This window comes from Alcanivorax sp. NBRC 102024, assembly GCF_001602235.1.
GTDB lineage: Bacteria > Pseudomonadota > Gammaproteobacteria > Pseudomonadales > Alcanivoracaceae > Alcanivorax.
This window is the reverse complement of record NZ_BDAS01000006.1, coordinates 171,306-187,314: the sequence shown is the minus strand read 5'-3', so window position 1 is coordinate 187,314 and position 16,009 is coordinate 171,306. Positions and strand designations below refer to the sequence as shown.

The following is a 16,009-nucleotide window of genomic DNA, read 5'->3' as shown; positions in this document are numbered from 1 at the left end:
GCTCAACGGTACGACCCGGGCTGTAGGAGCGTCGCTCGCGGCGCGATTCGGCCACCAGTGCAGCCACCTTCCCCCGTTGGAGCCATGCTCGCATGGCGAATAGGGTTATGGTGGCACCGGATCGGGATGGTTTGGATAGACCTGTCGAGCTCTGCGATTCCTGATCGCCCTGCGGGCGATTTCCGCGCGAGCGCGGTTCGCTTGCAAGCATAGGTTATTCGCTTCGCTCACCCTTCGGGCCGCACGGAACTACGTGCGTTACTCCGCTGCGCTCCGTTCCTACAGCGGCTTCGTAGAAATGATAGCCGTTACCAGCTTCCCTTCCATACCCTTCACCGCCCGTAGTTACTAGGCCTTTGGCGCCAACGTGTTGCTACTTGGCCCGACCCATCGGTCACACTGGTCAATGTGACTGAGCCCCTCCGGTCCATAATCGAGTACAAATAGACACAACAACGAGGCGAACTCTCATGGCAAAAGATGCAGTTGGTTATGCGCTGACCGCGCTTAACCGCCTGGCCAGCTCGGAAGTGCTGGACAAGATCGGCATGCGCAAGACCGTGGAACGGCTTGCCTACACGCTCACCAAAAGCGGCTTCCAGGTGCTCACCACCACGGCCCGTACCTTCAAGTCCAGCAACCCGGGCAGCAAGCCGGAACGGCTGAATGCCCCGGGGCATACCCGCGACCTGTTCGATCTGGGTATCACCGACGAGCAGCAGATGATTCGCGACAGCGTGCAGTCCTTTGCCCGCGATGTCTTGCGTGACAAGGCCGAAGAAGCGGATGCCGCCCAGAAGACCAGCGATGAGGTGATTGCCCAGGCACTGGAACTGGGCCTCAACTATTTTGCGGTACCGGAATCCCTGGGCGGCGCAGCCACCGAGCGCTCCACCGTCACCAGCATGCTGGTGGCCGAAGATCTGGCCCACGGCGACATGGGTCAGGCCGTGGCGATCCTTGCTCCCATGGGGGTGGCCAATGCCCTGACCCAGTGGGGCACCGCGCAACAGCAGGACAAATACCTGAGCACCTTCGCGGAAGAAAGCCCGCCCAAGGCCACCATTGCCGTGTGCGAGCCTTATCCGCTGTTCGACCCCATGGCACTCAAGACCACCGCCCGCAAGGACGGTGACAGCTATGTACTCAATGGTGAAAAGTCCCTGGTGCCGCTGGCCGCCGAAGCAGAAATCTTCCTGGTGGCCGCCCAGGCCGATGACGGCCCCGCCGTGTTCATCGTGGAAGGTGGCAGCGACGGTCTGGTGGCCGGCGATGATCCTTCCATGGGCATCCGCGCCAGCGGCCAGCGTCCGCTGAAGCTGGACAATGTACGCGTGCCGGTGGAAAACCGCCTGGGTAACGGTGATTTCGATTACCGTGCCTTTGTGGACCTGGGCACCCTGGCCTGGTGTGCACTGGCCGTTGGAACCTGTCAGTCCGTACTCGACTATGTGGTGCCCTATTGCAACGAGCGCACCGCCTTTGGCGAGCCCATCAGTTACCGTCAGGCGGTGGCGTTCATGATTGCCGACATCGCCATCGAGCTGGATTCCATGCGCATGCTCACCTACCGCGCTGCCAGCCGTGCCGAACAGGGCAAATCCTTCCAGCGTGAGGCCCATCTGGCCCGCACCCTGGTCAAGGACAAGGCCATGAAGATCGGCACCGACGGCGTGCAATTGCTGGGCGGTCACGGCTTCACCCATGAATATCCGGTGGAGCGCTGGTACCGGGATCTGCGTGCCATAGGCGTCGCCTTCGGCGGCCTGCACCTGTAAGGAGGGAGACAACCATGAATATCGAAATTCCCAAGAAGTTCAAACCCCTGATCAACAACGCCTATCAGGTGGCCCAGAGCACCCTCCGCCCGATCTCGCGCAAGTACGACCGAGGCGAGCACGAATATCCGAAAGAGCTGGATATGCTGGCGTCGGTGCTGGATGGCTTCAACGAGGGTGATCCGGCCAACTCCGCCGGTGCCGCCACCACCGGTAGCGGCAAGGTGAAGGACGACGGCAGCGTGAAAAACGGCGCCAATATGGGCGTTTGCCTGGGTGCCATGGAAATGTGCTACGGCGATACCGGCTTCCTGCTGGCCATGCCCCGCCAGGGCCTGGGCAATGCGGCCATCGCCGCGGTGGCCAACGACGAGCAACTGGAACGCTTCAAGGGCAAGTGGGCGGCCATGGCCATCACCGAACCCAGCTGCGGCTCCGATTCCGCGGCCATTCGCACCACCGCCAAAAAGGACGGCGATCACTATGTGCTGAACGGCGAGAAGATCTATGTGACCTCCGGCTCCCGGGCCGACTGTGTGGTGGTCTGGGCGTCGCTGGATCCGAAACTGGGCCGTGCTGCCATCAAGTCCTTTGTGGTGGACTGGGGCACCCCGGGCATGGAACTGGCGCGTCTGGAGAAGAAGCTGGGCATCCGTGCTTCCGACACGGCGGCTATTAACTTCAATGACTGCCGCGTACCGGCAGAGAACCTGCTGGGCAGCCCGGAGATCGATACCAAGAAGGGCTTTGCCGGGGTCATGGAGACCTTCGACAACACCCGCCCGCTGGTTGCCGCCATGGCCATCGGCTGCGCCAAAGCTTCCCTGGAGCGCATCAAGGAACTGCTGAAGGACAGCATGACCTATGATTACGGCAAGCCGGTGGACAACTGCTCCGCGGTGGAAGCGGAAATCTATCGCATGGAAGCGGACTGGGAAGCGGCCTACTGGCTGGCCGTGAAAGCCGCCTGGATGGCCGATAACAAGAAGGCCAACACCCTGGAAGCCTCCATCTGCAAGGCCAAGGCCGGGCGCGTGGGCAATCAGATCACCCTGCGCTGCGTGGAACTGGCCGGTAGCATCGGCTACACCGAAGACGAACTGCTGGAAAAGTGGGCCCGCGACTCGAAGATTCTGGATATCTTCGAAGGCACCCAGCAAATCCAGCAACTGGTCATTGCCCGCCGGGTACTGGGATTGAGCTCCAAGGAACTGAAATAATCCCGCTCCCGGCAGTCATGCCGACCTGAAAGCCGCACCTCCGGGTGCGGCTTTTTTGTTGCGGGTCCCCGCCCTCTCCGTCCGCACTTCCATGTCTTTCCTATTACTCACCACGGCTTTTATCGGCCGAAATCCCTACTGCATAAAGAGACATAACGATGATGTTGCGGTGACATCGTCTGTGCCACCATCCAGGGAGCCTCTACAAGGAGTTATGCCGAGGCTCCCTGGTCGATGGAATGTAAAAAAACACTACACCCCGGTTACAGCTTTACTGACATTGCACAACAGGTCGGGCCAGTACGCCGCAGTAAGGTGTAGGTGTAACAATAAAAAGGAAGGGATCCCCATGTCAGCACTGAAACTGCATCTGCTCGGTGCCGGTCTTGCGGGCTGTATGTTGCTCGGTCAGACAGCACACGCCAACCAGCAACAGGCCACCGTCATTCTCAGTCAGAGTTGCGAATACATGTTGCTCAATACCCGTGGCGGCATGGTGCTGGTCAAACAACTGGACGGCACCACACCCCAGGCAGGCGACACCCTGAAAGGCAATATCGTTGCCGGCGACTTCACCAAATTACAGAACACCCGGGATCAGGCGTCCATGCAGGTCTGGGTGGATCTGGTGGATCCGCACAGCAGCAAGGCCCTGAGCCAGTACGGTCGCTACTGTACCTGAGCGTAGACTCGCCTGAACGAAAAAGGCCGCCCTGTTGAGTCGGCGGCCTTGAGACAGTGCGTGCGAAAAACTCCGCCTGCACTCAGTTCCTCACGGCGTATTTACCAGCCCCCAAAAAGAAAATGGCAACTGCGGTAAACAGGAAAAAGCCCTGTAATTCCAGCGCCCAGCCTCCGGTCTTGCTCAATGCAAACAGCTCGCCCATGTGCACCAGCACCAAAGCCACCAGCATATTGCCGGCGATCAGCACTGCGCCAATACGGGTATGCACGCCCAGGATCACCATCAACGGGGCAATAATTTCACCGATAAAAACCCCATAGGCCAGAAAGCCCGGCAGACTGTGAGACGCCAGCTCCGCTGAAATCCAGCCCACCCCATGCTGCAGCTTGCTGATACCGTGCAACAACATCAGTAACCCCAGCATCAAACGCAGCACCAACTTGCCGATATCCGGATTGTTGACCATCTTTACTCCCAGTGAAGAATTTCGTTGCCCGTCATTCAACCGGTTCGTCCGGGAAAAGAAAAGTGCCATCACCCTCAATACCATTCTCTTCATGGCCCATTGAGCTCTGCCACGCCCCGTCCCATACTTTCGCTTTTGCGGCGGAGAACGGGATGAGCACTTTTCGTTACTGGCAGACACCCCGCGCCGGCAATATGGCGCGGCTGACGCTGTATACCGGTAACCTGCCCGCCCTGGCGGACAACCATGTCCGCATCAAGGTCCATGCCGTGGGCCTGAACTTTGCCGATATCTTTGCCCTCACCGGGCTCTATTCCGCCACCCCGCAGGGCGCTTTTATCCCCGGCCTGGAGTTTGCTGGCGAGGTGCAGGAAGTCGGCCAGCAGACACAAGGGGTTGCCGTGGGCGACCGGGTCATGGGCGTCACCCGCTTCGGTGGCTATACCTCCGTCATCGACAGCGAAGCGGATTACCTGATCCCGCTGCCCCCCCAGTGGGACTATGCCCAGGGCGCCGCCTGGCCGGCACAGACCCTGACCGCCTGGTACGCCCTCACTCACCTCGGTGCCCTGCAAGCGGTCCAGCAAGTGCTGATCCACAGCGCTGCCGGTGGTGTGGGCCTGCAGGCCATGAAACTGGCACAGGCGCTGGGCGCCCGCCCCACCGGCACGGTAGGTAGCGAAGAGAAAGCGAGCTGGCTGCGGCAACAAGGGTTCGAGGATGTGCTGGTACGGGAGGCAGACTTTGCCCGGCAACTGCAACGGGATGAACGAGGCTTCGACCTGGTGCTGGATGCCATCGGCGGCAAGGTCCAGAGCGCCAGCTTCGACGCGCTCAATCCCATGGGTCGGCTGGTAGTTTTCGGTGCCGCCGAGTTCACTCCCAGCCACAACCGCCCCAACTACCTGAAAGCCGCCTGGCGCTATCTGCGCCGCCCCCGCTACGACGTGATGGAGATGATCAGCAGTAATCGCTCGGTACTGGCGTTCAACCTGATCTGGTTATGGGAACAGAAAGACAGGATGCAGGCGCTGCTGGAAGAATTGCAAACGATTGCCCTGCCACCGCCCCACGTAGGGCACCGCTTTGCCTTTGACGATGCCCATGGGGCATTGGCGCTGCTGCGCTCGGGGCAGTCGGTGGGAAAGGTGGTGCTGGAAACCGGGCAATAACGCTCTGGTGCGCGGTGCCCTCCACGGTCAGATGCTTTTGATCCAGGCCGGAAAGCGCGCCGCCAGCGACACTCTTACGGGAAAAGCTGGCGGATCTGTTCAGCACTGGTGGGACGCACCACACGGTCTATTTCCTGACCGTCACGAACCAGAATCAGCGTGGGCCACAGTTTGACTCGATAACTACGCCCCAGGGGACGGCCCGGGCCATCGGCAATCTTTTCGTGGTTCACCTCTGCCCGGGAGGCCAGGACGGTTTCAATGTCCTTCTGGGCCGCGATGCAGTGGCCGCACCAGTTGGCACCGAATTCCAGCACCCAGGTGCCCGGGCGTTGCTCCACGGCGTCGCGGCTGAGAGTTTCCTCTTCGTAGGTCTTCACATAACTCATTTCATAATTGCTCGCGCAGAAATTCCACAAAGGCCCGCACCTTGGCCGGGGTATGCCGCCCCGGCGGGTAGACCGCGTAAATGCCACCTCCGGGAAGATCCCAGTCAGGCAGAACTCTTTCCAGCTCGCCCCGCGCCAGTGCTTCTGCGGCAATGGAGTCCGCCAGCACCGACAGGCCTGCCTGTTGTAGCAGCAACTGCTTGGTCACTGCCGTGGTGTTGGCTTTTAGAGCCCCCTGCATGCGTACTGTGCAACGCTCGTCTGCCCGGGAAAAAGTCCAGGTCAACGGTGACGGCAAAGGAGTAAACGTCACCCAGGGCAAGGCAGCCAGATCCCGGGGATGACTGACCGGCCCATGGTTTGCCATGAAGGCCGGCGACGCCACCAGAAACTGCTCGAACTCGCCCAGGCGAGTGGCGCGCAAGGAAGAGTCTTTCAACCAGCCCAGGCGAATGGCCAGGTCGATGCCCTCCTTGACCATGTCCGCCACGCTGTCGCCGGTGCGCAATTCAATTTCCAGTTGCGGGTGACGCTCACTGAAGGCCACCACCGCCGGGGCCACCACCTGGGCCGCGAAATCCTCCGGGGCGGTAATGCGCAGCTCCCCCTGCAGGGTCTGCTGGTCGGTTTCCACCTGATCCAGCAGGCCTTCCAGCTCGGCAAACAGGGGGGTCAGCCCGGCCAGCAGCCGCTCACCGGCTTCAGTCAGGTGCACCTGGCGAGTGGTGCGGGTCACCAGCGCCACACCCAGACGCTGCTCCAGCCGCTTGATGGACAGGCTGATCTTGCTCTTGTTGCACCCCAACCGTTCCGCCGCGCCTGTAAAGCTGCCCGCCCGGGCCAGCGCCAAAAACAGGGGCAAGGCATTAAGATCGTATTCCGCTTCCACGCCGGTCTCACTGTTTAGAAATCAACAACACTGATTTACTTATTAGGCTATTTTTCCAATCAGTGCAAATGCCGATACTGCTCGAAACACATCGAATCAGGAGATACCCCATGAAGATTGCATTGATCGGTGCCAGCGGTTTTATCGGTTCAGCGCTGCGCGAAGAAGCCCTGGATCGCGGCCATCAGGTGATGGCCCTGATCAGTCAGCCGGGCAAGTTGAATGCCACAGCCACCCACCTGACCGTGAAGCAAGTCGATGTGCAGGACACTGCACAACTCACACAAACACTCAGCGGGGCGGATGTGGTTATCAGTGCCTTCAGCGGCCACGCCCAGGACGATATCCGTGGCTACTATGTGCAGGGGGTGAAATCCATTATCGCGGCAGCGAAAGCCGCTGACGTGCCTCGCCTGGTGATCGTGGGCGGGGCCGGATCCCTGCGGGTAGCGGCGGACACACGGTTGATCGACACCCCGGCCTTCCCGGAGGAGTACAAACCCACCGCCCTGGGCGCCCAGGATGCCCTGGCCCTGCTGCAGGCAGAGTCAGCATTGAACTGGACCATGCTGTCGCCGGCAGCGGAAATCTTCCCCGGTGAGCGCACCGGTCAGTTCCGTCTGGGCCAGGATGATCTGCTGGTGGATGACCAGGGCAACAGCCGGATTTCTTTACAGGATTATGCGGTGGCACTACTGGATGAAGTGGACCATCCGCAACATGAACGTCAGCGTTTCACCCTGGCCTACTGAAAACTGAAAAGCGGAGCGGTAACGACTGCCGCTCCCCTTCCGGCTTTCTTTTATGGTTAGATGCGGAAAACGGCAGAAAACGGATAGCCCTGTGACTGAACAACCGGTAATCACCGAGACCCGCGACGACCTTTTCATTATCACCCTCAACCGCCCCGAAAAGCGTAACGCGGTGGATCGCCCCACTGCGGATGCGTTACGTACCGCCTTCGAAACCTTTGAACGCAACGCTGACCTCAAAGTCGCTATTCTCACCGGCGACGGTGGCAACTTCTGTGCCGGCGCCGATCTGTCCGCCCTGTCGGATCCGCAACGACGCAATGAGATCGATGAAACCGGCAGCGGCCCCGGGCCCATGGGACCCACCCGCATGCTGCTGAGCAAACCGGTAATTGCCGCTGTTAGCGGCTTTGCCGTGGCCGGCGGCCTGGAGTTGGCGCTACTGTGTGACTTGCGGGTGGTGGAGACGTCAGCCACTTTCGGCGTCTTCTGCCGACGCTGGGGAGTCCCTCTGATCGATGGCGGTACCGTGCGTTTGCCACGCCTGATCGGCCATAGCCGGGCCATGGACATGATCCTCACCGGCAGGCCGGTGGCCGCCGATGAAGCGTTGCAGATTGGACTGGCCAACCGGGTGGTCGCCGACGGCACGGCGCTGGATGAAGCCATTGCCCTGGCCCGACAAATCTCCGCCTTCCCGCAACACTGCCTGCAGGCTGACCGGCTTTCTGCCTATCGACAATGGGATCTGCCCCAGGAGGAAGCCTTGCGTCAGGAAGGCGCTGGCGGATATCCGGTCGTGTTCGAAGAAGCCATCGGTGGCGCCGAACGTTTCCGGCAAGGCGCCGGCCGACATGGGAAATTTGAAGAGTGAGTTTTGTGGAATGACCACCCTGGCAGTGAAATACTAGCAGCCGATCCGGTTTCTCTGGCCAAGGTTCGCCATGCAAGCATAGCTACTACAGGGCCATCAGCGCTTTTGCAGAAATGAAACGCGGGCACAGCCTGGCAGTTTTAAACACCAGACTCGCCCGCGCTTTTTTACTTTCAACTCAACCGAATCAGCGAATCACCACGAAGAACACACCACCGTTACGATTGACCCGCAACAACAGAGTGCCATCCTTGTCGTCGATGGCATTACGCAGTTCCGCCGTATTCTGCACATCCTGACGGTTGGCATTGATGATCACGTCACCCCGGCGCAGACCCGCGCGCCAGGCCGGCGAACCCTGCTTCACCTCGTCCACCAGCACGCCGCTTTCAGCATGTTGCAACTCGCCTTTACGCAGGTCCCGCAGGCTGGCGCCCTCCAGATACTTGGAAACGGTCTCACCGCTGGATGCCTGCTCGGAGGACTCGCTGATCACCGCAGTCATCTCACGCTTTTTGCCATCACGCAGCACCGTCAGCGTCACCTTCTCGCCTACCGGCGCCATGCCGACCTTGTTACGCAGATCCGCGGCACGCTTCACCGGACGGTCATCCACGGCAATCACCACATCGCCGCTTTTGATACCCGCTTTTTCCGCCGCGCTCTCTTCCATTACCTGAGTGATGACCACCCCACTCTTGCGCTTGACCCCGAAGGCTTCCGCCAACTCGCTGGTGAGGTCCTGGATGGTCACCCCCAGCACGCCGCGGCGCACTTCGCCATGCTCAATCAACTGATGCATCACGTTCTCGGCCATTTCCGTGGGGATGGCAAAACCGATGCCCACATTGCCGCCGGCAGGGGCAATAATGGCAGTATTGATCCCCACCAGTTCGCCATTCAGGTTGACCAGGGCCCCACCGGAGTTACCCGGGTTGATGGAGGCATCGGTCTGGATAAAGCTTTCATAGCCTTCAATGCCCAGGCCGGTCCGGCCCAGCGCGGAGACGATGCCACTGGTGACGGTCTGGCCCAACCCGAACGGGTTGCCGATGGCCACCACAAAATCACCGACCCGCAGCCCCGTGGAATCGGCAATGGCAATCTGAGTGAGATCCTCGGCAGATTCCAGCTTGAGCACTGCCAGGTCCACTTCCTCATCGGTACCCACCAGCTCGGCGGACAACTCACGACCATCGGTGAGGGTCACCTCAATGGAGTCCGCGTTCTTGACCACATGGGCATTGGTCAGTACGTAGCCCTCCCTGGCATCCACGATAACGCCGGAGCCAGCACTGGCGGCACGGCGCTCCCGTTGCTGGTGCTCGGGGATATTGAAAAAGCGACGGAAAAAAGGATCTTCCATCAAGGGATTTCGGGCAGTGCGGATCCGCGTTTCGATGGCGATATTGACCACCGCCGGGGAAGTTTTTTCCAGCATCGGCGCCAACGATGGCAGCGCCTGGCCGTCCCCCGTAGCCGATGGCAACGCCGCCCGGGCCGGGGAAAAGGCGATGACACAGAGTGTCAGCATCCAGACAGCAGGGTATAGCGGATTCTTGGAATTCAACAACGTCGTTCCTCCTGTATTGAGAAAACACACCAAAAGCGACTTACAACGGTGGAGGCCTTCCCTCCTCCCTACTGCAGATGCAGGGGCCGCCGGGGCGGATAGCTACGCCGTACAGCTTTTCTGACATTGCTTCATGGCGACGGTTCCGAGGCAAACACTCGTACCCCGTTATACTCGCTGGATTCTCCCAGATCCGGCCAGGTACAGGACTGCCACTGGCCCAGCAGCCGGTAACCGGGCGGATTCAGGTCCGGCACCCGGGAGTCGGCCAGCAGCACCTGACTGGCCTGCTGGAAGCGGGCCAGCAGGGGCAGATTTTCCCGGTCGTAAAGGATATCCGCCGCGGTCACCAGATCCGCCACCGCCAGAGCACTGTCCAGATCCCGGCTGAGTTCCAGATTCACCCGGTTTTCCGCCGCATTCAGGGCGGTGGCCGTAAGTGCATCCTGGTCCAGATCGCAGGCAATCACCCGACTGGCGCCGGCCATCGCCGCGGCAATTGCGACCACCCCGGACCCGGGCCCCACATCCACGACACAGCGCCCTTGTACCCACTGCGGGTTCGCGAGCAGAAATTCCGCCAGCACCTGACCGGATGCCCAGCAAAACGACCAGTACGGCGGCTCTTCCATGATCGCGTTAACGATTTGCGGGTCCAGCGCCTGTTCGGGAAACAGCTCATCCAGCAGCCACAAACGGATTTGCGGTGTCTTCGGCAAAGCCTGGCAGGACAGGGATACCGCCGGTAATACGCGGTGGAGCCGTTCATGCAAGGCGTCAAGGCCTACTCTTTCCTGATTGCTTGTCATACCCTAGGGCCTTGTTTCGCCAATCCAAATCGTCCAAGAGAATAACAAAATGACCGGCAGACAGGCATGGATCGGTCTCACCGCCCTTCTCATCACTCTGGTGAGCCCATTACAGGCACGGGAAATCTGGACCGAGGGGGTCCCCGATCCCTACTTCGAGCATTTCCTGGATTTCTACAAGGCAGACCCCAGTGCCATGGGCCGCTGGGCCTCCGGCCTGCGCAACATTTCCACCGATCAGCTTGATCGCACCCTGAAAGCCCTGGATACCACCCAGTTCACCTACCTCTACCCCATGGAGATGAAGGGCTTCCAGCTGGCCAGACATAACGGCATCCCCACCGGGGAATTGTCACTGATGGCAGTGCGGGCGGGCAAACTGGTTCCGATTCCTTTCCAGATTGACGAATTCGACAAGACCGGCCTGATCTGGATCGAGGGTCACAATGATCACAAACCGGAGGGCAAACCCGGCATCTTCGATGATTTCGATGAGCTGGCCTTCATGTTTCGCGATGGCGGCTGGGACCGTTTTGATCCCCGGCAACATTCACTGAAAGAAGGCAGGATGCTGGAGGAAATCCGCCTGGATTCCCCCCGCAACCAGCCCCGCTATATTTATCTGGTGCGCAACAACAGCGAGCGCTCACGGGCGGACTATGTGCAGGTGGACCTGGACAAGGGCCGTATCGAGACCACACTGATGCAGATGGACTACGAGCCCAAGGATTTCACCCAGATCAAGGGTATGTCCCCCCGGCTGGGTCCACACAAGGACGAAAATGTCATCGACAACATTTACGTCAACATCAGTACCGGCATTTTCAACCAGAACCTGCGGGTGGATCTGGATACCCGCAAGAACATCAAGGCCACTCCCATTGCCGTCAAGGACGGACCGGTGCGGGCATCCATCCTGGTCAAGGCCCGCATCTGGTATGCCTACCTGCCAACGTTTTTCAGCCAGAAATTCCAGGTGGATTTTTACGAGCAGTCGGTGACGATTCCCTCCCGTTTTGCCATCGGCAGCGTCAAGGTATTGAAGTTTTTCATGATGTTCCTGCGCGAACCCCGCATTCACTTCGCCATCGATTTTCACAATCTGGATGGCGCCCGCATTACCTATGATTCCGTGTATGGCAAAGGCCAGTACGGCACCGTGGATGGCGAAATGAGTGATTTCGAGCGGACTCTTGGCGCTACCCGCCTGCCCGGCGACTGGCTGCATATGGATTCCAATCAGGGTTGGGAAATGTTTTTCAGCAACCACATGCCGGTGGTGCCTGATGGGTTATTCGATGCTTTCCTCAACGGCATGACCATGAACATGTTCTATGAGGACGACAAGGCAAGCATCACCGATTATGAACGTCATCCGGGGGCAACCCCTCGACTGGGTTTTGAAAGCGAAGGCATGCCAGCCACGGTCATTGATCTGATGGGAGCTATCCCCAAACTGGATTACCTGGACATGGACAGTCTGGGCGAGGCGATTCTGGCGTTGGCGGACGCAGAGGATGACGGCGCCTTTAAAAAATACGATGAGGTAGTCAATCAGCGCTTGCGAGAGCTGAAGAAGGAGGATCGTTTTGCTTCAGTGGATGATCTGGCTGATGCCTTCCTGGCCGACCTTAACCGGATGAATTTTTCCGGTATTGCCCGTGATGATTTAAACCGGCTCATGCGTCAGGCCATGCTGGACACCATCAAGCACGTGGATCAGGTGCACCATGGCAAGGTTCTGCAGCGCATGGTTGAACTGGCCAAGGAGAGCAACATCGATATTCGCCGGCTACGATACGCCACCATGGACAACACCCTGTGGTTCCCGGCCTGGGTAGGCGAAGGCGGTGCCGCCGATTTCCACTGGCAGGTCAGTCATGCCCCGGTGGCCAAACCGGTGACAAGCGACGCGGTGGCCGTTTCCGGAGAGGACACCACCAAGGGCGAACAATAGCGAACAACCGCCCGCGTGATTCATTGAAAATGGATAACGCACGGAATCTCTCTTCCTTGCCCAAACCCAAAGGCCGCGCCAGGATATTGCGCGCGGCCTTGAGGTTTCCGGTCCATTCACGACGTTGATCGCGTCGTTATCAACGACAGTCCTGATCCTTCTTCTTGAGCAGCGCGGAAAGTGCGGCACTATCTTTCACCTGCCCCTCGTCATCCAGCTCCGGGTAGGCAATGCCCTCGGCATCACAAAGGCGGGCAATTTTTTCATGCCCCCAGCGGAACAGCAGCTCGTGGTAGCGGGCCGGATCAATGCGAGGCTGATCATAGAACCCTTTCGCCCGGCGCTGCTCGCAGGCTTCCGCCAGAATAATGGCTGCTGCCACACTCACGTTGAAGGATTCCACCATGCCCATCATCGGAATGATCACATGCTGATCCACCGCCGCCGCCGCCTCATCGCTGACGCCAAACTTTTCCGTGCCCAGCAACAACGCCGTGGGCCGGGTGAAATCCACCTCGCGATAGGGGACGGCAGTATCGGATAGATGCGCCGCCAACACCTGCACCCCCTGACCCTGCAATTCACGAATCACACTGCCGCTTTCGTCCCGCTTGTGCACCTTTACCCAGCGCTGGGAGCCCATGGCAGTGCCGGCAGCCATCCGCGCCCGGTTATTGGGCAAGATCGCGTGCACATCAAGAATCCCCACCGCATCGCAGGTGCGCACAATGGCGGCAATATTATGGGGTTTGTGGACGCCATCCATGATCACGGTGAGATCAGGCTGGCGACGGTCCAGGGTGTCGCAAATACGACGATAGCGTTCCGGGGTCATGGGCTTTCCTCATGGATGGCCGCGGATTGTATAGGCTGCGGGCGAGCAGGCAAAATCCGGCGCCCGAGCCCCATGCCTTAACGCTTGCCGAGACTGACCTTAAATCATTCGCTGCGAGCATTTTGGACACTACCACGGGGCTTTCAATCCGCTAGGCTTATGCTCCAGAAAACCGCAATCTTCGGAGGTTCCATGCCCGAGACTCCATCCCGCCGCCTGCCCCTGGACGGTGTCCGTGTTATCGAGCTGGGCCAGCTGCTGGCTGGCCCTTTTACCGGCACCCTGCTGGCCTATTTCGGTGCCGATGTGGTGAAGGTGGAACCCCCTGGCGGTGACCCCATTCGTGGCTGGCGCAAGCTGGACGAGGACGGCACCTCGTACTGGTGGCGCAGCCTGGGGCGCAACAAGAAATCCGTGACCCTGGATCTGAAGTCCGAGCAGGGCAAGGGACTGGTGCGCAAGCTGATGAGCAGCGCGGATGTGGTGATCGAGAACTTCCGCCCCGGCACCATGGAAAACTGGGGCCTGGGCCCGGACAGCTTTGCCGATGACAACCCGGGGCTTATCTACACGCGCATTTCCGGCTACGGCCAGACCGGACCCTACGCCAGCAAACCCGGCTATGCCTCGGTGTGTGAGGGCATTGGCGGCCTGCGATATGTCAATGGTTTTCCCGGCGAGCGCCCGGTGCGCCCCAATCTCTCCCTGGGCGACACCATTGCCGGCCTGCACGCAGCCCTGGGCATTCTGCTGGCCCTGTTTGAACGGCAAAAAAGCGATAAGGGCCAGGTGGTGGATGTGGCCCTTTATGAATCCGTCTTCAATCTGCTGGAGGGGGTGATCCCGGAATTTGATGGTGCCGGGGTCATCCGCGAACCGGCAGGCTCCACCGTCACCGGTATCGTGCCCACCAATACCTACCGCTGTGCGGATGGGAAGTTTGTGGTGATTGGTGGCAATGGCGATTCCATCTTTAAACGGCTAATGACCACCGCCGGCCGACCGGACATGGCAGACAATCCGGCCATGGCCAGCAACGCCGGACGGGTGGAACACGAGGCTGAGATTGATAGTGCTCTTGATAGCTGGTGTCGCAGCCTGCCCAGCGAGCAAGTCCTGACTCTGCTGGAGGAAGCCCGGGTCCCGGCAGGTCCCATCTACTCGGTTTCCGATATGTTCAACGATCCCCACTTCCAGGCCAGGGGCCTGTTCCAGCAGGTGGAAATCAACGGCAAACCTCTCAAGGTCCCCGCCATCACTCCGCGCCTGACCGACACCCCCGGGGAAACCCGCTGGCCGGGTGGCGAAGTCGGCAGTCATAACGAGGCGGTTTTACGTGAGGAGTTGGGGCTGAGCGACGAGGAGTTTGCGGCGCTGAAGGCGGACGGGGTGATCGGGTAGAAGAGCAGTTGAAAGTGTAAAGTTCAAAGTTGAAACGCGATGACGGCCTTCCCTGACAACAAGGGCGAAGGCCGCGTTCAGACGCTTTCAGGAAACACGGATGTAGGAGCGCCACTTGAGGCGCGAATTACCCCCCCGTGGCTGTTCGCGCCTCAAGCGGCGCTCCCAAAGTAGCTTAGTAGAAGATCTCTTCCTGCAGAGAAACGCGGCCACCCTGCTCTCCGTTTGGCAACGAACATCAACCGCGTTTCAACTTTGAACGTTAAACTTTCAACTCACGCCTTTTGTTCAACTGCGCATACAGATTATCCATCACCCGAAAGGCAATATGCCGCGCCCGGTCGGTGTAGGGGCCGGCGAAACGGCCGTCGAGATTATTCATGAAATGCTGCAGCCAGCGTTCATGATGCTCACCCGTCAGCGGCTGTTTGTCATCCAGGGCCCGGTGCTTGGCCATCATGTGACGCCGGTATTCCCGCTCCCCCAGCAGCATCTTGTACCAGTACTGGCAGATGGTGGGCAGATGCTGCTGCAGATCAATGGTAGCCACATCCAGGAACATGGGCGCCATCACCGGATCATCCAGCAACCGGCGATAAAAGCCATGGACCATGGCATCGATATTCTCCCGGCAATCCAGATCGGGTAGCGCGCTGTCTTGCTGCGGGGAAATGCCGGGTTGAAAGTGCTGAACAACGGTCATTGCAATATTTTTGGCTCATGGATTCCCGGCACCAGCCGCGCTGAAGCATCAGGCCGGGAGCGTGATGGTATGCCTTACCAGTCGATACGACGGGTGAGGATGTCCTTGTACATGACAAAGTCACCCATCAGGCTGTACCAGGGGTGTTTGAAGGTAGCCGGGCGATTTTTCTCGAAAAAGTAATGCCCCACCCAGGCAAAGCCATAACCCACCACTGGCAGGGCAAACAGCCACCAGGCACTCAGGGCGCCGACGACGATGGCCGCCAGCAACACCAGCAATAGCGTGGTGCCGACCACATGTAACCGGCGGCAAGTGGGGTTACCATGCTCCTGCAGGTAATAGGGGTAAAATTCAGCGAAACTCTGAAAATCGGACTGCTTGATGGTATTCACGTAACCTCCTGAAAATGCTTCTGTTATTCTGGGTATCACGCCCTTAATCCTGCAAGGATCATGGGACAAAATCTTGTAACCTGCGGCTAGCCCCTGCGGCTTACCGCCATT

At 59.5% G+C, this 16,009-nt stretch carries 16 protein-coding genes; 8 read left to right on the top strand and 8 right to left on the bottom strand.

Annotation, left to right across the window (positions count from 1 at the left end):
* Nucleotides 1-470 precede the first annotated feature (470 nt).
* From A0251_RS11550 to A0251_RS11540, 3 genes are all read left to right on the top strand, one after another.
* Nucleotides 471-1,778 (top strand): acyl-CoA dehydrogenase family protein, encoded by a 1,308-nt coding sequence (locus tag A0251_RS11550; RefSeq protein ID WP_062816999.1) that lies wholly within the window; start codon nt 471-473, stop codon nt 1,776-1,778.
* Nucleotides 1,779-1,792: 14 nt separating this feature from the next.
* Entirely contained in the window at nt 1,793-2,998 is a 1,206-nt protein-coding gene (locus A0251_RS11545; RefSeq protein ID WP_062816998.1) for an acyl-CoA dehydrogenase family protein, read from the top strand.
* 349 nt (nt 2,999-3,347) lie between these two features.
* Nucleotides 3,348-3,680, top strand: a complete 333-nt coding sequence (locus A0251_RS11540) for a hypothetical protein (protein ID WP_062816997.1) — start codon at nt 3,348-3,350, stop codon at nt 3,678-3,680.
* Between the two features lie 82 nt (nt 3,681-3,762).
* Here the strand turns inward: A0251_RS11540 and A0251_RS11535 are convergent, their stop codons facing one another.
* Nucleotides 3,763-4,149 carry a DoxX family protein gene (locus tag A0251_RS11535; RefSeq protein ID WP_062816996.1) on the bottom strand — a complete coding sequence of 129 codons (387 nt, stop codon included), beginning with the start codon at nt 4,147-4,149 and terminating at the stop codon, nt 3,763-3,765.
* Between the two features lie 152 nt (nt 4,150-4,301).
* Here A0251_RS11535 and A0251_RS11530 point away from each other — a divergent pair, with 152 nt between their 5' ends.
* Nucleotides 4,302-5,321 (top strand): zinc-binding dehydrogenase, encoded by a 1,020-nt coding sequence (locus A0251_RS11530; RefSeq protein WP_062816995.1) that lies wholly within the window; start codon nt 4,302-4,304, stop codon nt 5,319-5,321.
* 74 nt (nt 5,322-5,395) lie between these two features.
* Here A0251_RS11530 and A0251_RS11525 read toward each other — a convergent pair whose 3' ends face one another.
* On the bottom strand, nt 5,396-5,710 hold the full coding sequence (locus tag A0251_RS11525; RefSeq protein ID WP_062816994.1) for a thioredoxin family protein: 315 nt from the start codon (nt 5,708-5,710) through the stop codon (nt 5,396-5,398).
* Nucleotide 5,711: 1 nt separating this feature from the next.
* Nucleotides 5,712-6,599 carry a LysR family transcriptional regulator gene (locus A0251_RS11520; RefSeq protein ID WP_062816993.1) on the bottom strand — a complete coding sequence of 296 codons (888 nt, stop codon included), beginning with the start codon at nt 6,597-6,599 and terminating at the stop codon, nt 5,712-5,714.
* Nucleotides 6,600-6,709: 110 nt separating this feature from the next.
* Between A0251_RS11520 and A0251_RS11515 the strand changes: the two genes are divergently transcribed.
* Both A0251_RS11515 and A0251_RS11510 read left to right on the top strand, forming a co-directional pair.
* Nucleotides 6,710-7,351: an NAD(P)-dependent oxidoreductase gene (locus A0251_RS11515; RefSeq protein ID WP_062816992.1), complete on the top strand. Its 642-nt coding sequence runs from the start codon at nt 6,710-6,712 to the stop codon at nt 7,349-7,351.
* A gap of 91 nt (nt 7,352-7,442) precedes the next feature.
* Nucleotides 7,443-8,225 (top strand): crotonase/enoyl-CoA hydratase family protein, encoded by a 783-nt coding sequence (locus tag A0251_RS11510; protein WP_062816991.1) that lies wholly within the window; start codon nt 7,443-7,445, stop codon nt 8,223-8,225.
* A 187-nt stretch (nt 8,226-8,412) separates the two neighbouring features.
* Here A0251_RS11510 and A0251_RS11505 read toward each other — a convergent pair whose 3' ends face one another.
* Both A0251_RS11505 and A0251_RS11500 read right to left on the bottom strand, forming a co-directional pair.
* The gene (locus A0251_RS11505) at nt 8,413-9,759 is read right to left on the bottom strand and encodes a DegQ family serine endoprotease (RefSeq protein WP_062816990.1); all 1,347 of its coding nucleotides are present in this window, start codon (nt 9,757-9,759) and stop codon (nt 8,413-8,415) included.
* A 170-nt stretch (nt 9,760-9,929) separates the two neighbouring features.
* Nucleotides 9,930-10,607 carry a 50S ribosomal protein L11 methyltransferase gene (locus A0251_RS11500; protein ID WP_062816989.1) on the bottom strand — a complete coding sequence of 226 codons (678 nt, stop codon included), beginning with the start codon at nt 10,605-10,607 and terminating at the stop codon, nt 9,930-9,932.
* 49 nt (nt 10,608-10,656) lie between these two features.
* Here A0251_RS11500 and A0251_RS11495 point away from each other — a divergent pair, with 49 nt between their 5' ends.
* Complete coding sequence (locus A0251_RS11495) at nt 10,657-12,564, top strand: hypothetical protein (protein WP_062816988.1); 1,908 nt, start codon at nt 10,657-10,659, stop codon at nt 12,562-12,564.
* 139 nt (nt 12,565-12,703) lie between these two features.
* On the opposite strand, the gene trmH is transcribed toward A0251_RS11495, so the two are convergent.
* Nucleotides 12,704-13,399: a tRNA (guanosine(18)-2'-O)-methyltransferase TrmH gene (gene trmH / locus A0251_RS11490; protein ID WP_062816987.1), complete on the bottom strand. Its 696-nt coding sequence runs from the start codon at nt 13,397-13,399 to the stop codon at nt 12,704-12,706.
* Between the two features lie 192 nt (nt 13,400-13,591).
* On the opposite strand from trmH, the gene A0251_RS11485 reads away from it, so the two are divergent.
* Nucleotides 13,592-14,800, top strand: coding sequence for a CaiB/BaiF CoA-transferase family protein (locus A0251_RS11485; protein WP_062816986.1), 1,209 nt, complete (start codon nt 13,592-13,594; stop codon nt 14,798-14,800).
* A 262-nt stretch (nt 14,801-15,062) separates the two neighbouring features.
* Here A0251_RS11485 and A0251_RS11480 read toward each other — a convergent pair whose 3' ends face one another.
* Both A0251_RS11480 and A0251_RS11475 read right to left on the bottom strand, forming a co-directional pair.
* Nucleotides 15,063-15,503 (bottom strand): group III truncated hemoglobin, encoded by a 441-nt coding sequence (locus A0251_RS11480; protein ID WP_062816985.1) that lies wholly within the window; start codon nt 15,501-15,503, stop codon nt 15,063-15,065.
* A gap of 74 nt (nt 15,504-15,577) precedes the next feature.
* Nucleotides 15,578-15,898, bottom strand: coding sequence for a DUF962 domain-containing protein (locus A0251_RS11475; RefSeq protein ID WP_062816984.1), 321 nt, complete (start codon nt 15,896-15,898; stop codon nt 15,578-15,580).
* Nucleotides 15,899-16,009: the final 111 nt, after the last annotated feature.

Bases quoted from the DNA above. Each gene is read 5' to 3' on its own strand.
- A0251_RS11535 (WP_062816996.1), bottom strand. From the start codon at position 4,149: ATGGTCAACAATCCGGATATCGGCAAGTTGGTGCTGCGTTTGATGCTG.
- A0251_RS11530 (WP_062816995.1), top strand. From the start codon at position 4,302: ATGAGCACTTTTCGTTACTGGCAGACACCCCGCGCCGGCAATATGGCG.
- A0251_RS11550 (WP_062816999.1), top strand. From the start codon at position 471: ATGGCAAAAGATGCAGTTGGTTATGCGCTGACCGCGCTTAACCGCCTG.
- A0251_RS11545 (WP_062816998.1), top strand. From the start codon at position 1,793: ATGAATATCGAAATTCCCAAGAAGTTCAAACCCCTGATCAACAACGCC.
- A0251_RS11500 (WP_062816989.1), bottom strand. From the start codon at position 10,607: ATGACAAGCAATCAGGAAAGAGTAGGCCTTGACGCCTTGCATGAACGG.
- A0251_RS11495 (WP_062816988.1), top strand. From the start codon at position 10,657: ATGACCGGCAGACAGGCATGGATCGGTCTCACCGCCCTTCTCATCACT.
- trmH (WP_062816987.1), bottom strand. From the start codon at position 13,399: ATGACCCCGGAACGCTATCGTCGTATTTGCGACACCCTGGACCGTCGC.
- A0251_RS11485 (WP_062816986.1), top strand. From the start codon at position 13,592: ATGCCCGAGACTCCATCCCGCCGCCTGCCCCTGGACGGTGTCCGTGTT.
- A0251_RS11515 (WP_062816992.1), top strand. From the start codon at position 6,710: ATGAAGATTGCATTGATCGGTGCCAGCGGTTTTATCGGTTCAGCGCTG.
- A0251_RS11525 (WP_062816994.1), bottom strand. From the start codon at position 5,710: ATGAGTTATGTGAAGACCTACGAAGAGGAAACTCTCAGCCGCGACGCC.
- A0251_RS11540 (WP_062816997.1), top strand. From the start codon at position 3,348: ATGTCAGCACTGAAACTGCATCTGCTCGGTGCCGGTCTTGCGGGCTGT.
- A0251_RS11480 (WP_062816985.1), bottom strand. From the start codon at position 15,503: ATGACCGTTGTTCAGCACTTTCAACCCGGCATTTCCCCGCAGCAAGAC.
- A0251_RS11505 (WP_062816990.1), bottom strand. From the start codon at position 9,759: ATGCTGACACTCTGTGTCATCGCCTTTTCCCCGGCCCGGGCGGCGTTG.